The organism is Helicobacter sp. 219-2, from assembly GCF_030053225.1.
GTDB classification, from domain to species: domain Bacteria; phylum Campylobacterota; class Campylobacteria; order Campylobacterales; family Helicobacteraceae; genus Helicobacter; species Helicobacter pylori_C.
This window is the reverse complement of record NZ_JASGBS010000001.1, coordinates 741,852-756,711: the sequence shown is the minus strand read 5'-3', so window position 1 is coordinate 756,711 and position 14,860 is coordinate 741,852. Positions and strand designations below refer to the sequence as shown.

Here is a 14,860-nt window from a genome sequence, read left to right as displayed (position 1 = left end):
AACGCTAATGCGCCCTTTAGGTTTCATCGTGCTATTTCCTTTTTTATCAGTCTCAATCCACACAGAAAGAGAAAAGTATCCCTCCCTTTAAAAGAGTGTGAGTTTGGATATAATAATAAAAAATGCGCTTAAAACCATGAAAAAGGAGATGCGATGCAATTAGACGAAGATTTAGAATTCGCTAAAAAAATCTTTAACCCTAACAGAGCGTTTGCCAAGCAAGCCAGGATTAAAAACATGTGCGAATATAAAGATTTAGTGCATGAAGCCAATGAAGATTATGAACATTTTTGGGGCGAGTTAGCCAAGCAAAAACTCACATGGTTTAAACCTTTTGATAAGGTTTTAAACAGCGATAACGCCCCTTTTTTCAAATGGTTTGAAAACGGCAAAATCAATGTTTCTTACAATTGCATAGACAGGCATTTAAAAGACAAAAAAAATAAAGTGGCGATCATTTTTGAAGGGGAAATGGGGGATTATAATGTCATCACTTACAGAAAACTCCACTCTGAAGTCAATAAAACAGCCAACCTTTTAAAAAACGAATTCAATGTCAAAAAAGGCGATAGAGTCATTATCTATATGCCTATGATTGTAGAAAGCGTTTATATGATGCTCGCATGCGCTAGGATTGGAGCGATCCATAGCATCGTTTTTGCTGGGTTTAGCCCTGAAGCCTTGAGGGATAGGATCAACGACACTCAAGCCAAATTAGTTATCACAGCGGATGGAACTTTTAGAAAAGGCAAACCCTACATGCTCAAGCCAGCCCTTGACAAGGCTCTAGAAAATAACGCCTGCCCTAGTGTGGAAAAAGCGCTCATTGTGATACGAAACGCCAAAGAGATTGACTATGTGAGAGGGCGCGATTTTGTCTATAATGAAATGGTCAATTACCAATCCGATAAATGCGAACCTGAAATGATGGATTCTGAAGATCCTTTATTCTTGCTCTATACAAGCGGATCAACCGGGAAACCTAAAGGCGTTCAACACAGCAGTGCGGGGTATTTGCTATGGGCACAAATGACGATGGAGTGGGTTTTTGATATTAGAGATAACGATAATTTTTGGTGCACCGCTGATATTGGTTGGATCACAGGGCACACTTATGTGGTTTATGGGCCTTTAGCTTGCGGGGCAACGACTTTGATACTAGAAGGCACGATGTCTTATCCGGATTATGGGAGATGGTGGAGGATGATAGAAGAATACCGCGTGGATAAATTCTACACTTCCCCCACCGCTATAAGAATGTTGCATGCTAAAGGCGAAAACGAACCCTTAAAGTATAATTTAGACTCACTCAAAGTTTTAGGGACGGTGGGAGAGCCCATTAACCCTACGGCATGGAAATGGTTTTATGAAAAAATCGGTAATTCAAAATGCAGTATCGTGGATACTTGGTGGCAGACAGAAACAGGCGGGCATATCATCAGCCCTTTACCGGGAGCTACGCCTATAAGGGCTAGTTGCGCGACTTTACCTTTACCTGGCATCCATGCAGAAGTTTTAAACGAAGACGGCACTAAAACAAAGCCCGGAGAGCAAGGGTTTTTATGCATCACTAAGCCATGGCCTTCTATGATAAGAAACATTTGGGGCGATGAAAAACGATACATTGACAGCTATTTTTCTCAAATCAAGTTGAATGGGGAGTATGTCTACCTCTCTGGAGATGGCGCTATCGTGGATGAAAACGGATACATCACTATTATTGGGCGCACCGATGATATTGTGAATGTGAGCGGACATAGGATTGGCACGGCTGAAGTGGAGAGCGCTATTTCTAAACATGAAATGGTGGCTGAATGCGCGGTAGTGGGTATCCCTGATGCGATTAAAGGAGAGGGCTTGTTTGCGTTTGTGGTGCTGTGCGATGGGGCTAAATGTAATCTTGGCGAGAGTTTAGAATTGCTAAAAGAAATGAATTATATCTTATCCATTGAGATTGGAAAGATCGCTAAATTAGACAATGTCATGTATGTGCCGGGTTTGCCTAAAACCAGGAGCGGGAAAATCATGAGAAGACTTTTGAAATCTATCGCCAAAAAAGAGCCCATCACTCAAGATTTAAGCACGCTAGAAGATGTGAATGTGGTCAAAGAAATAATGAGTATCGTTCAAATGGAAGAGTGAAATCTAAAAAATGCTTTTTAGCGTTTTTTAGCCAAATAATGAAAGTCTAATTTCAATCAAGCGATAATCTCTCATAAAGTGTAAGGACGCTACCGCTTTGCGTTATTTCACCACTCAAAAAGCGTTTTAACTTTCTTTAAATCTTTATACTCCACGCTTTTGATAGCATGATCTTCTAATTCAAAATCCGCACTCAAATCGTTAGCGTCTTTAAGGACAGCTTGAAAGCTTTCTTTATTTGTGAGTTTGACTTCCACTTTTTCGCCTAAAGAAAGCTTGAAGTGTTTGGGGGTTTTAAGCGTTCTTTCTAACCCCATAGAGCTCACTTCCAAAATATAAGCGTCTTGAATAAAATCGCACACATCTAATAAGGGCGAAATGATCTCACTCACTTGTTGGCAAATATCCAAACTAACCGCTCCATTAGGGTTTTTAAGGCTCACTCTTAAAACATGCTGCTCATTTTCTTTAATCAAACTCACATCATAAAGCAAATAGCCTAAACTTTCAATCACGCCCTCTATTTTCTCTTCTATTTTTTTAGTCATTATCTTTCCCTTTAGCGATTTCATTAAATATGGCGTCTAATCGGAGCTGTTTTTCTAGGCTATTGTCTAAAACAAAACTGAGTTTTGGGCATTTAAACCACCCGCTCGCCTGCAAAACAAACTGCCTAATCAAGCCCTCAGCTTTTTTTAATTTAGAAAGGATTTTATGATCTTGTGAAAGCACAAACACAAAAGCGTGGTGCTTCCCTTTAGAGCATTCCACTTTAGTAACGCTTAAAGAATTCAACTCGCTGTCGTTCAAGCTCGCTAAAGCCTCTTGTAGTAATTCTAAAAGATTGGATTCTAAGCGTTCTTTATGAGCGTTCATTAGATGGTTCTTTTTTTATGGATTTCTTTATAGGTTTCAAACACATCGCCCACTTTAATCTCATCATAATTGTCTAGCATGATTCCGCACTCATAGCCCTTAGAAACTTCTTTCACATCATCTTTAAAGCGTTTTAAAGAAAGGATTTCGCCGGTATGAATCACCACGCCATCCCTAATCAAACGCGCCTTAATGCCACGAGCGATCACCCCATCGCTCACCACACACCCAGCTATCGTGCCAACTTTAGGGATATTAAAGGTTTCTCTCACTTCCGCTTGCCCGGTATGCTCTTCTTCAATAATAGGACTCATCAAGCCTAATAACAGCGATCGCATCTCTTCAATCAAGGCATAAATCACCGTGTAAGTTTTAATGCTCACATTGTATTCTTTAGCCTTATTTTTCACATTACCAGTGGGGCGGATATTAAAGCCTAAAATCACGGCATGATCACTGCTAGAAACTAGGCTCAAATCATTCTCAGTAATGCCCCCCACCCCTGAGTGGATCACTTGAATCGCTACTTCTTCGTTATTAAGCTCTAACAAGCTGTTTTTAATGGCTTCCAAGCTTCCTTGCGTATCCGCTTTAATGACTACAGGAATGTTTTTCAATTCCTTATTAGCGACCATTTCTGAAAGCTCATCAAAAGACACTTTAGTGCTTTTACTCAAGGCTTTTTGGCGTAAATAAGTCGCCCTCTTTTGAGCTTGCAAGCGCGCGATAGAATCGTTTTCTACCCCTATTAAGACAGATCCCGCAGGCGGCACTTCGCTTAAACCTGTGATGAGAGCCACCATAGAGGGTTTTAAGCTTTGAATGCTCTTACCTTGATCGTCAGTCATCGTTCTTACTTTACCAAACGCCGTTTCAGCAAAAAAACTATCCCCCACGCTCAAAGTCCCGCTTTGGACAATCACAGTGGCTACTGCCCCACGCCCTTTTTCCACGCTTCCTTCTAAAACAACCGCTCTAGCGCTGCCCTCTTCTATGGCTTTTAATTCCATAATATCCGCTTGGATAAGAATGGTTTCTAACAAATTGTCAATGCCATCGCCCGTTTTAGCCGAAACAGGGATAAACTCATGCTCTCCGCCCCAATCCACAGGGTTATAGCCAAGCTCAGCGCATTCGGCTTTGAGTTTGTCCGGATTCACATTAGGCTTATCCATTTTATTCATCGCAAAAATCACAGGCACATTAGCGGCCTTTGCATGCTCTAATGCTTCAATAGTCTGCTGCTTCACCCCATCATCAGCCGCTATCACAATCACTGCAATATCTGTAACTTGAGCCCCACGATTACGCATCTGGCTAAAGGCTTCATGCCCTGGGGTGTCAATGAAAGACACCCACTTATCATTCTTTTCTACCATGTAAGCGCCAATGTGCTGAGTGATCCCCCCAGCTTCCGTGTGAGCGACTCTTTTATCACGGATTTTATCCAATAGTGAAGTTTTACCATGATCAACATGCCCCATGATAGTAACCACAGGCGGGCGCTCTTTTTTCACCCCCTCTAGCACTTCTTCTACCTCAAATTCTTCTAAAGTGTTTTGAACAGAAATTTCTAAATGGAACTCTTCGGCTAAAATTTCTATGCTATCCTTATCCAAAAAGTCGTTTTTAGTTACCATAAGCCCTAAATTAAAGAGGGTTTTAATCACATCAGCCAGATTCAAATTCGCTTTTTGCGCAAATTCATAGACGCGCACTTCTTCAGGGATTGAAATCGCGCTTTGGATCACTTTTTGGCTGTTATCGTTACGGAATGCGCGTTTTTTCTTGGATTGTCGTTTGATCCCACTTTCATTCATCCAAGGGTTTTTCCTTTGGACGCGCACCCTGTCGTTGATATTTTGGCGGATTTCTTTTTCTTCTTCTTCCTTATTGAGATTATCTTGTTCATGCAAATCAAACAATAAGATTTCATCGGTTTCATCATCATAAATATCATTGCCCTTAAAATCCCTCGCATCGCTCAAATCAATTTTATGGGATTTGTTGTTTTTGGCCGTGGGGGTGGGTTTGGGCTTACTGGGTTTTTTGGCTTTTTTAGCCTCTTGCTTGTCTTTTTCTTGCCATTCTTTTTTAATGTCTTCAAAAATAGCCGCCGCGCTTTGAGTGGGTTTTTTGCTTTCGGTTACGCTGTTTTCAGTTTCATTTTCTGCTTCATCGTTGCGTTTAATCACCCTAAAACCGGTGCGTCTTTTAATGTTTTCATGGCGTTTGATTTCTTGCTCTTGCTTTTTAACTTCGCTGATTTCTTTTTTAGCGTTATTAACATTATTAGCGTTATTGGCACTGTTAGCGTTGTTAGCGTTACTTTGGGTGAGCTTGTTTAGGGCTTCTCGGCTTTTTTGGATTTCTTGGAGCTTTTGCTTGGCTTTTTCTACTTGAGAGTGGCTAACCACTTTAGGGGTGTTTTCTACAGGGGGCGTTTGGTCTTCAAAAGTATTGACAATCTCTATCCCTCCTTTTTTTTTGGCAATGGGCGCAGGAGCTTCTTTTTTCTTTTCTTTAGTTTTTTTGGGTTTTGGCTGGCTTTTTGTTTCTTCTTTTTTAGGCGTTTTGGAAACCTTTTTGTTAAGGGGTTTGGGCGTAGCGGTCAAATCATCTTTATTGTCTTGTTCAGGATTTTTAGTGGGTTTATTGGCTTGTATTTGTTCTTTAATGCCATCCACAATGTATTTGTATAGCTTGCCTGCTTGCTCTGGGGTCATTTTAGAATTTGTCTTAAGCTCTAAACCAATGTCTTTGGCTTGCTTGATCACATTTTTAAGCTCTTTTTGGGTCTTACCAAGCTCGGCTAAAAATTCTTTTAAATCAACCATACTACTCATGCTATGCTTCTCTCCTTAATCCAAGTAATGATATTTTTGGTATCTTTTGGGGCGTTCTTTATTTTTGAAACCGCTTTCAACAACTTTTTTTCTCCACTTTTCAAACAATTTCCACACACATAAAAACTACGGCCTTTGCCATCAAATTCCATGATTTGATTTTCAAAGCTTTTCAAACGCAACAAATCCTTTTGAGGTTGGCGCATTCTGCACGCCACACACATGCGGATTTTAATTTCAGTCTTTCTCAATAAGAACTCCATCATTATCAAAATCTAAAACCGCTACCCTAAATTTAGGGAATTTCTTGCTCAAAACCTGCTTCAATTTAGGGGCATCCTCTTCATAACACATATTAAAAAACGACGAACCGCTCCCTGAAAGCGTGCTCATTAAGGCGTTATTTTCTAAAGCGAGCTTTTGGATCGCAAACAACACGGGATAAGTTTGCATGCGCTTATATTGATGCATCCTGTCTTTAGAGCAACAACGCAGTAAATCCCACTTACCCTGCACAATCGCCATCGTCATCAAGCTCGCATGCGAAAGGTTAAACACGCTTTCTTGCACGCTGTAACGCTTGGGCAAGAGGTGGCGCGATTGCTTGGTAGAAATGGCCCTATTAGGGATCACCATGACCGCTTTTAAAAAAGAAGGGATTGTGGTTTTTAAACTTATCACTTTCTTTTTTTCCACAAACGCTGCATTATACCCCCCAAACACCGCCGGGGTGATATTATCCGGGTGGTTTTCATAAATTAAAGCGGTATTGACAATGTTTTCTCTATCAAAAGCAAACCCTAAAAACGCAAACGCTGAAGCGACCGCCCCCACAATCATCGCCGAGCTAGACCCCATGCCCCTTGTAATAGGGACTCTATTATGCAATAAAAATTTAAATGAGCCGTCATTCCCATGCTTTTTTAAAATCTCATAAAACACTTTAGTGAAAATATTGTTGGTTAAAAACTTAGGAATCCCTTCACCCTCCCCAACCAATTTCACTGCATGAAAACTGCTAGGCTCAATAAAAAAACGATTGCGTAAATTCAAGCTCAAACCCAAGCAATCAAAACCGGGGCCTAAATTCGCACTTGTTGCAGGAACACTCACTACCAAATTTTAAACCCCTATTGTTGATACCCTTTCATTTTTTAAAACTAGCATTATTTTTTAAAACTAGCATTATACACTAAATAGGAGGCAAAATGTAAAACGGCGTGTTCAATTGGGTGAATTTGTCTTTCTCTAAAAAAGAGGGCAGCATGAAATCTTTTGGTGCGATTTTCAAATCTTTAAAATCGCTCAAGCTTTCCATTTCTTTTGAAACAAAGTATTTATTGGCATACGCTAAAATGGGCGTGTTGCCGTTAAAATCAAAGCCTGTGGTGGAATAGAGTTCAAAGTCATGAATTAAAGCCAAAGTGTGTAAGAAAACATGCGTGAGCTTTAGGCTAGTGAAACTCCCTGGCCCTTTAGCGTAATAAACCCCTTTAATCGCCGGTAAAGTAGGGTTTTTAAAATCTTCAAATAATTGCGAAAAAACTTCTACTAAAGCCTCGCTTGTTTTTGCTTTAGAAGTGTAAGAAGTGCATAAAAAATCGTTTTGATACACCCCAAGCAAGACCTTCTCGCCCAAAGAGATAAGCACTAAATCCAATTCCAAAAAATAAACCCTAATTCAGGATTAAGCGAAAGCCTTTTGCAACGCAAATTCTTTAGCCGGATCTGTAGCGATCAAAACTTCGTAATTTTTAGCGTCCGCTAAAATGGCTTTAACCAACATGGAATTGAGCTTATGACTCCCTGAAAAAGAAGTGTATTTGCCCATCACAGGCATGCCCAAAACCATTAGATCCCCCATAGCGTCTAAAATCTTATGACACACGAATTCCTTTTCGCACCTCAAACCCTCTTTATTCAAAATGCTGTTTTCATCCAGCACGATGCAATTATTCAAACTCCCCCCTTTAGCCAAACCAATGGATCGCAAGTAGTTCACTTCTTGCAAAAACCCAAAGGTGCGAGCTTTAGCGACTTGCTCTTTGTAAGCGGTTTTACTAAAGACAAAATGATGAGCCTGCTTGGCGATAACCGGATGGTTAAAATCAATCGTGAAATTCAAAGAAAGCTGGCTGTCTGGCTCAATTTTAACAAACTTATCACTCTCTCTAACCTCAACGACTTGCTTGATTTCCATCACCTTTTTAGGAGCGTCTAGTTCTTTAATCCCTGCTTCATCTAAAAGCATGCAATAAGCCAAAGCACTCCCATCCATGATAGGGATTTCTTCGTTATCCACAGAGATCTTAAGGTTGTCAATACCATACGCATGGACAGCTGAAAGCAAATGCTCAATCGTAGAAATTCTAGTATTATCCTTACCCAACACGGTTGCCATTTTGGTATCCACGATGTTTTCAGGTTTTAAGGGGAGCTTCACGCCCAAATCAGAGCGGTAAAAAACAATGCCTTGATTTTCTTCTAAAGGCTCTAAAACAAGCTTCACAGGAACGCCCTTGTGTAAGCCTATCCCTACTAATTCCACAGAGTGGTTAATGGTTGTTTGTTTCATAATACTTCCTTTATGTCTAGTATATCGTCATTTTTAGTGATTATTTTAATATTTTTATTTACCAAAAGCCGTTCAACCTCTTTTAGAGATAAAATTTTATTTTGAAAAACGATTTGAGCGCTCTTGACTTCTTTCAAAATCAAGCACTCTCCAAAGCACACAATCGCCCCTTCACAAACCCCATAAACCGACACACAGCCTTCTGAAATAATCTTGGCTCCATTGTGGATATTGCCCAAAAAAATAAGGTGGTTAGCGCTATAAATCTCTTCCCCACTCCTGATATGGCGCTCATAAATCGTTGTTTTAGGTTCTGTTTTAGAATGATTGGGTGTTGGATGATTGGTTTCTTCTTTTATAGACATGGTTTTGATATGACGCCCGTTTAAAGGGCGATTGGTTTCTAAAAACAAAAGCTGGTGTTTGTGCAAAATGGCTTTGACTTCTGGTTCAATATCATATTTAAATATAATAAGAAAATACTGCAAAAGGGCATGGTTTTTTTCTAAAAATCCTATGACCGCTTCAGGCTCTTGCTTTTCAATTTCAAACGCATGCACATTTTTTTGATTCGTTTTTAACATGACTATCCTTTCATTAAAAGCCGCTTGGCTTGCTCTATGGGGGCGATGATATTGGTTTTTATCCATTGCTCATTAAGCCATTCATTGGGCCGGACAAAAACCCCTTGCAAAAGCATCCCTAAATGCAACCCATTCCCTAATTTCAAACCACTACTCCCCACGCTTTTATCATCTTTTAAATGAGCCAAAAAAACGCACAAACCCAGCCCATAACAATGGATTAAACTATTACCATAAAAATCTAACTCCCCCTTAAAAACCCTCTTCACCGATGAATCAAACGCTAAAGATAAATCCTTGCCAGGTATCAAATCCACCCCTAAATGCAAGAATTGGAACAACACCTGATTATCCCTTAAGATACGCCGATTTTCTAAAAAATTGCTTACCATTTTAAAAGGCCCACTCAAGGGTTTTAGCGCTTGAAAATGAGAAAAATCCTTATAAAAATCCCCTTGCTCTAAAGTGATCTTGTGGATTTTTTCCAAATCTTTTGGGCGCGCGTTGGAAAATCTTTCCAATAAAGTTTGTTCAGTGTCGTTTTGGAATTTTTCTTGCTTTGCAATCTTATCTTTTAAGGCACTTAAGTCTATATCTTTTTCCCTCAAACGATGGGTTTTTCGCTTGAATAATAATGGGGTGGTATTAGAGTTATAGGCTTTATCTTTAGCGACAATGAACGCTTTAAAATCCTTATTTTTATAAGACCAAGGCACTAGAGCGATAAAAACATTACGCTGTTTGAATTCTAAAAGCCTGAAAGCTTCAAAATCCTTTTTTTTGACGCGCACAAACGCTTGAGACAAATTCTTATCCAAAGCTTCAAAGACGACTATCGCGCTCCCTCCATAAGCGATGCTTGGGGATCGAGATAAAATAGTAATGGAGGGTTTTATCGTATCAACACACACTTCTTGTTTGAAAGACGCCTTATTGCCATTGAAAAAATTAGCATAACTCCAATCATTAGCTTGAATTTCATACAAAAGACACTTGTCTTCTAGCCCCATGATTTCAGGCTTGATCAAAGGCACTTCTAAAGACTTGGGTTTATCCAATACTAGACTTTCTTTTTTGTATAAGATCAAATCATCTTGTGTGGTTACTTTTAATTCATAGCGTTTGATGCCCTTTGGGGCTACTATTTTAATCTTAATGGGTTTTTTTAAATCCCAAAAAAGCGCTCCATCATTGCCATCAAGCGCACCCTCTTTGCTAATTAAACTAAAACTTAAAGCTTTAGGTTTTGTGATTAAAGCGTTAAAGATCAAATAACCCCCTAAAATTAAAACGACTAACGCTAAAATTTTAAACCTTAACTCCAAAATCAAGCCTTAAAAAATAAACGCATAATTCACTAATAAAAAACTGGATCGCTTGAACTGGTTGTTAGCCGAAACCAACAAACGCTCATCATCTTCTTTATTTTGATAAATCGCTCCCTCTTCCACTCCCATTCTCAAATAGCTAATCGGTAATTTTGTGCCAATCTCTAAGCGGTGTTTCCTATAAAGCGTTAAACTCACGCCCACATTAAAAGTGTAATCCACTTCAATCAAAGATTTCCATAAAAAATTAGGGCTTGAATAGCCCCCCACTACCAAATCTCTCCCGTTTTGATTAGGCTTGTCTTGATAGAGCATAAGCCCTATCCCAAAACCCGCATAAACGCCTAAAAAATGCTTTTTAGTTTTAAAATCTAAAGGCATATCAAATAATAAATCCGTATTCATAGCCCCTAAAACATAAATAAACGAGCCTTGTTTGAGTGCATTCTCTTTTAACGCCCCACCCCCAAGCAATAAATCCCCATAAAATCGTGTCCCAAAATAAGGCACAAAGTATTTTTGATACCCGAATTTAACGCTAATCATAGAAACAGGAGCGTTAATATTGATATTGTTTTTAAACGCGCTAGGGGCATTTGCGCCATATCTGTCTAACATTTCCCCTTGATAAGACAAGTTAAGTTCCCCATAAGCATACCCACCCCCTAAAAAAACCCCACTTCTATCATTAGCTATGGAAAAAGATTTGAGCAATTTCTCTTTTTTCTTGGAGGAAATTTTAGGATAAGATCGATCAATATATTCTTCTTCAAACTTATCCTTATTTATCTCTTTGGGCGAAACCCCTTTTTCGGTGAGCTGTTGCTTTAAATGGTTTATTTTTTCGTCTAATTGTTGGTTTTCTTCTTCTAAATTGTCATAATCTGCCGCTTGAAGTCCTAGTATGAGTGCGATATAAATCAAACAATATTTAAATTTCAACATTTTAGCCTTTACAATAAATAGTTGTAACTAATATAATAAATATTAGTGCTTTTAAAATAATATAAAAAGGTTTGCGAAGTTTCTTTTAAGGGGGGCATTTTTAAGGCTAATTCAAAGCGGTGTTTGAGGTTAAGCGTCATGCTCACCCCTAAATTTAACACTAACCCAAAAGCGTTAGGCTGTGAATACCCTTTAATCTCTTTTAAATTTTGATACATCCCATTCCACCCCACTCCAACGCCTCCAAATATCCCTAACGCAAACCTTTTTTCTTTGTCAATAGGCTTATCCATCAACAGATCAATATTCAAGCTTGCGGTTTGATAAGAAGCTAAAGAATCGCTTTTAAACCCTTTCATCGCCCCTCCTAAATATTCCCCATAAAAGCGTAAGGCGCTAATCCCGTTAGCAAAATACTTTTGATACCCGCTCCTTAAGCCATACAACAAAGGAGAAGCTTGAATATTGCTTGAAGGTTCAAAGCTTTCATAAGATCGGGCATTAGGATGAGCGTTAATCCCTATATCGCCAAGAATGACGCCTATAAAAAAACCGCTCTTATTTTTAGCCATTTGTTGGAATAAGATGGATTCATTTTTTTCATGCAATTCCCCTTTGAGCATGTAAAGCTGGCGTTTTTTCTTATGGATTTCTTCAAGCAGGCTTTTTTCATCAATCTTTTTTTTAACTTCCTTGTTTTCTTCAAATTCTAGCGTTTGGGCGCGTTTTTCTTCCAAAAGAATGGGAGCGTCTTTGGGGGTATTTTCTTCAGTCATATTCTCTTGAGCCGTATTTTCTTCAGCATTCAAGCCTAAAATAAAACCAAAGCACAAAATGAAATTTCTTATTTTTTTAGAACACATATTGATACCCAATGCTTGCTATAGCTCCCCACCAAGTCTCTTTTGAAGAATTAGATTGCAAAAAAGGGAAATTATTTAAAATTTTAAATTCAAATTCAATGCGGTTTTTTTCTAATACCGTTAGAGCCAAACCCGCATTAAAAGACATCCCCCATTCCGCCGTGTAATTCACCCCATGCGCTACAACCCCTAAACCTAAACCCATATAACCCCCCATATAAAGGTATTTCCCCACAAAAGGTAAGGGAATGTCCAATAAAAAATCCCCATTCAGCATAACCGATTGAAACCCCACACTCCCAAAGCCCGCTTTTTTAGGGGCTCCTCCATAGTATTGGATATAAATGCGCCTGCCAATGATATTTGGCTTGACCAAGCGTGCAAAAAATGACGGCCTGAAAGTTTGATAGCCAAAACGCAAGCCATAAGCGAACAAATAATTTAAAATATTCCCCGTGATGCTAGAACTATTAGTTCTAACCATGATTTCATGGTTGTAAAAAAACCCAGTATTGATCCCTAAAATAAGCCCGCTTTTAGCGTTCGCCCTTTTTAAGTCTTTGATCAATTCTTCAACTTCTTTATCTTCATAGGCTTTATAATACTTGATATACTTATAGTATTTTGGATCTAGGGTGTCATAATCAAGCGCGTTCAATCCCGCATAAAACCCCATTAAAAACCATAAAATAACATATTTTTTAAGACCCAAAATCGCCAAATCCCTTGAATTGTTTGTTAAAAGTTTCTTTCAATTATACTAAAATAATTAAAATGACCGGTTAAAATTGAGTGAAATTTTACCCACCCTAATAAAGTCATGCTACAATGCCACTATATTTAACACTTAGGATTTTTCAATGAGCATGCAAACCGCCCCAATTAAAAAAATCACTCTCAACCACCTCCAAGCTAAAAAAAATCAAGAAAAAATCATCGCCATCACCGCTTATGATGCGCTATTTGCTCAAATATTTGATCCGCTAGTGGATGTGATTTTAGTGGGCGATAGTTTGAATATGAGTTTTTTCAATCAAAACGACACTTTAAATGCGAGTGTGGGAATGATGCTCTATCACACCAAAGCCGTGTGCGCGGGCGCTAAGACTCCTTTTATCATTACAGACATGCCCTTTGGAAGCTATAAAGATGAAAAAACAGCCCTAAAAAACGCCATTAGAGTTTATAAAGAAACCCAAGCGAGCGCGATCAAACTAGAGGGGGGGAAAGAAAAAGCGAAACTGGTTAAAACGCTCACTGATGATGGCGTTATTGTGGTAGGACATATCGGCTTAATGCCCCAATTCGTGCGTCTTGATGGAGGTTATAAGATTAAGGGCAAAAATGAAGAGCAACAAAAAAAGCTTTTAGAAGACGCCTTGAGTTTAGAAGAAGCCGGGGCGGGTTTGTTGGTTTTAGAGGGTATAACCACCCCTATCGCTCAAAAAATCACGCAAACAATCAAAATCCCCACGATCGGCATAGGGAGCGGTAAAGATTGCGACGGGCAGATTTTAGTGTGGAGCGATATGTTAGGCTTTTTTGATAGTTTTAAGCCTAAATTCGTGCGAGAATACCTTAAGGGGAAAGAATTGGTTCAAAACGCTATCAAGCAATACGCTGATGATGTGAAAAAGGGAAACTTCCCTAACGAGCTAGAAAGTTATCATTAAATGAAAGAACGGATAGTCAATTTAGAAACTTTGGATTTTGAAACTTCCCAAGAAGTGAGTTTGCGCCCTAATCTTTGGGAAGATTATATCGGTCAAGAAAAGATTAAAAGCAACTTGCAAGTTTCTATTTGCGCGGCTAAAAAACGCCAAGAAAGTTTGGATCACATGCTCTTTTTTGGCCCGCCCGGTTTGGGTAAAACTTCAATAAGCCATATCATCGCTAAAGAAATGGAAACCAATATCAAAATCACCGCCGCTCCCATGATAGAAAAAAGCGGTGATTTGGCCGCCATTTTGACGAATTTGCAAGCTAAAGACATTCTTTTTATTGATGAAATCCACCGGCTTAGCCCAGCGATTGAAGAGGTTTTATACCCGGCTATGGAAGATTTCAGGCTGGATATTATCATAGGCTCAGGCCCAGCGGCTCAAACCATTAAAATTGATTTGCCCCCTTTCACCCTCATCGGCGCTACCACCAGAGCCGGAATGCTCTCTAACCCCTTAAGAGACCGATTTGGCATGAGCTTTAGAATGCAATTTTATAGCCCTAGCGAACTAGCCCTTATCATCAAAAAAGCCGCCGCTAAACTCAACCAAGACATCAAAGAAGAAAGCGCTGATGAAATCGCTAAAAGGAGTAGAGGCACGCCAAGGATCGCTTTAAGGCTTTTAAAAAGGGTGCGCGATTTTGCGTTAGTCAAAAATTCAAGCTTGATGGATTTAAACATCACTTTGCATGCTTTGAATGAGTTAGGCGTGAATGAATTAGGCTTTGATGAAGCGGATTTGGCGTATTTGTCTTTGTTGGCTAACGCTCAAGGACGACCGGTGGGTTTGAACACGATTGCAGCATCTATGAGAGAAGATGAAGGCACGATTGAAGATGTGATTGAGCCTTTTTTACTCGCTAATGGTTATTTAGAGCGCACCGCTAAAGGCAGAATCGCCACGCCTAAAACCCACGCGCTTTTAAAAATCCCCACTTTAAACCCTCAAACTTTATTTTAATCTTGTTTAGAAAGAAA

Annotated in this window: 15 protein-coding genes; 3 read left to right on the top strand and 12 right to left on the bottom strand. The window is 39.3% G+C overall.

The window, feature by feature from the left end; translation table 11 throughout:
* Positions 1 to 153: 153 nt before the first annotated feature.
* A complete protein-coding gene (acs, locus tag P6280_RS03795; protein WP_283237038.1) occupies positions 154 to 2,142 on the top strand; it encodes an acetate--CoA ligase in 1,989 nt (662 codons plus the stop codon).
* A gap of 107 nt (positions 2,143 to 2,249) precedes the next feature.
* Here acs and rimP read toward each other — a convergent pair whose 3' ends face one another.
* The 12 genes from rimP to P6280_RS03735 form a co-directional block, all read right to left on the bottom strand.
* Positions 2,250 to 2,690 (bottom strand): ribosome maturation factor RimP, encoded by a 441-nt coding sequence (gene rimP / locus P6280_RS03790; protein ID WP_000162226.1) that lies wholly within the window; start codon positions 2,688 to 2,690, stop codon positions 2,250 to 2,252.
* Complete coding sequence (rbfA, locus tag P6280_RS03785) at positions 2,683 to 3,018, bottom strand: 30S ribosome-binding factor RbfA (protein ID WP_000991174.1); 336 nt, start codon at positions 3,016 to 3,018, stop codon at positions 2,683 to 2,685. The genes rimP and rbfA overlap by 8 nt, the downstream gene beginning before the upstream one ends.
* Positions 3,018 to 5,864 (bottom strand): translation initiation factor IF-2, encoded by a 2,847-nt coding sequence (gene infB, locus P6280_RS03780; protein ID WP_283237037.1) that lies wholly within the window; start codon positions 5,862 to 5,864, stop codon positions 3,018 to 3,020. Before infB ends, rbfA begins: the two co-directional genes overlap by 1 nt.
* Entirely contained in the window at positions 5,861 to 6,115 is a 255-nt protein-coding gene (locus P6280_RS03775; protein ID WP_001232507.1) for a DUF448 domain-containing protein, read from the bottom strand. The genes infB and P6280_RS03775 overlap by 4 nt, the downstream gene beginning before the upstream one ends.
* Positions 6,102 to 6,983, bottom strand: a complete 882-nt coding sequence (thrB, locus tag P6280_RS03770; protein WP_000261737.1) for a homoserine kinase — start codon at positions 6,981 to 6,983, stop codon at positions 6,102 to 6,104. Before thrB ends, P6280_RS03775 begins: the two co-directional genes overlap by 14 nt.
* 73 nt (positions 6,984 to 7,056) lie before the next feature.
* Positions 7,057 to 7,530 carry a tRNA threonylcarbamoyladenosine biosynthesis protein TsaB gene (locus tag P6280_RS03765; protein WP_057112106.1) on the bottom strand — a complete coding sequence of 158 codons (474 nt, stop codon included), beginning with the start codon at positions 7,528 to 7,530 and terminating at the stop codon, positions 7,057 to 7,059.
* A gap of 21 nt (positions 7,531 to 7,551) precedes the next feature.
* Positions 7,552 to 8,439 (bottom strand): UDP-3-O-acyl-N-acetylglucosamine deacetylase, encoded by an 888-nt coding sequence (gene lpxC, locus P6280_RS03760; protein WP_283237036.1) that lies wholly within the window; start codon positions 8,437 to 8,439, stop codon positions 7,552 to 7,554.
* Complete coding sequence (minC, locus tag P6280_RS03755; protein ID WP_000921025.1) at positions 8,436 to 9,023, bottom strand: septum site-determining protein MinC; 588 nt, start codon at positions 9,021 to 9,023, stop codon at positions 8,436 to 8,438. Before minC ends, lpxC begins: the two co-directional genes overlap by 4 nt.
* Positions 9,024 to 9,025: 2 nt before the next feature.
* Complete coding sequence (locus tag P6280_RS03750) at positions 9,026 to 10,348, bottom strand: M23 family metallopeptidase (RefSeq protein WP_283237035.1); 1,323 nt, start codon at positions 10,346 to 10,348, stop codon at positions 9,026 to 9,028.
* A 9-nt stretch (positions 10,349 to 10,357) separates the two neighbouring features.
* On the bottom strand, positions 10,358 to 11,296 hold the full coding sequence (locus P6280_RS03745) for an outer membrane beta-barrel protein (RefSeq protein WP_283237034.1): 939 nt from the start codon (positions 11,294 to 11,296) through the stop codon (positions 10,358 to 10,360).
* Positions 11,297 to 11,304: 8 nt separating this feature from the next.
* The gene (locus P6280_RS03740; RefSeq protein WP_283237033.1) at positions 11,305 to 12,159 is read right to left on the bottom strand and encodes an outer membrane beta-barrel protein; all 855 of its coding nucleotides are present in this window, start codon (positions 12,157 to 12,159) and stop codon (positions 11,305 to 11,307) included.
* Positions 12,149 to 12,871: a hypothetical protein gene (locus P6280_RS03735; protein ID WP_000523341.1), complete on the bottom strand. Its 723-nt coding sequence runs from the start codon at positions 12,869 to 12,871 to the stop codon at positions 12,149 to 12,151. Before P6280_RS03735 ends, P6280_RS03740 begins: the two co-directional genes overlap by 11 nt.
* A 148-nt stretch (positions 12,872 to 13,019) precedes the next feature.
* Here P6280_RS03735 and panB point away from each other — a divergent pair, with 148 nt between their 5' ends.
* Together panB and ruvB are read left to right on the top strand one after the other, a co-directional pair.
* Positions 13,020 to 13,832, top strand: a complete 813-nt coding sequence (gene panB / locus P6280_RS03730) for a 3-methyl-2-oxobutanoate hydroxymethyltransferase (RefSeq protein WP_283237032.1) — start codon at positions 13,020 to 13,022, stop codon at positions 13,830 to 13,832.
* The gene (gene ruvB / locus P6280_RS03725; RefSeq protein WP_000664522.1) at positions 13,833 to 14,843 is read left to right on the top strand and encodes a Holliday junction branch migration DNA helicase RuvB; all 1,011 of its coding nucleotides are present in this window, start codon (positions 13,833 to 13,835) and stop codon (positions 14,841 to 14,843) included.
* Positions 14,844 to 14,860: the final 17 nt, after the last annotated feature.

Excerpts from the sequence above, each read along its gene's own strand:
- acs (WP_283237038.1), top strand. The coding sequence starts at position 154 with ATGCAATTAGACGAAGATTTAGAATTCGCTAAAAAAATCTTTAACCCT.
- rimP (WP_000162226.1), bottom strand. The coding sequence starts at position 2,690 with ATGACTAAAAAAATAGAAGAGAAAATAGAGGGCGTGATTGAAAGTTTA.
- rbfA (WP_000991174.1), bottom strand. The coding sequence starts at position 3,018 with ATGAACGCTCATAAAGAACGCTTAGAATCCAATCTTTTAGAATTACTA.
- infB (WP_283237037.1), bottom strand. The coding sequence starts at position 5,864 with ATGAGTAGTATGGTTGATTTAAAAGAATTTTTAGCCGAGCTTGGTAAG.
- lpxC (WP_283237036.1), bottom strand. The coding sequence starts at position 8,439 with ATGAAACAAACAACCATTAACCACTCTGTGGAATTAGTAGGGATAGGC.
- minC (WP_000921025.1), bottom strand. The coding sequence starts at position 9,023 with ATGTTAAAAACGAATCAAAAAAATGTGCATGCGTTTGAAATTGAAAAG.
- P6280_RS03745 (WP_283237034.1), bottom strand. The coding sequence starts at position 11,296 with ATGTTGAAATTTAAATATTGTTTGATTTATATCGCACTCATACTAGGA.
- P6280_RS03740 (WP_283237033.1), bottom strand. The coding sequence starts at position 12,159 with ATGTGTTCTAAAAAAATAAGAAATTTCATTTTGTGCTTTGGTTTTATT.
- panB (WP_283237032.1), top strand. The coding sequence starts at position 13,020 with ATGAGCATGCAAACCGCCCCAATTAAAAAAATCACTCTCAACCACCTC.
- ruvB (WP_000664522.1), top strand. The coding sequence starts at position 13,833 with ATGAAAGAACGGATAGTCAATTTAGAAACTTTGGATTTTGAAACTTCC.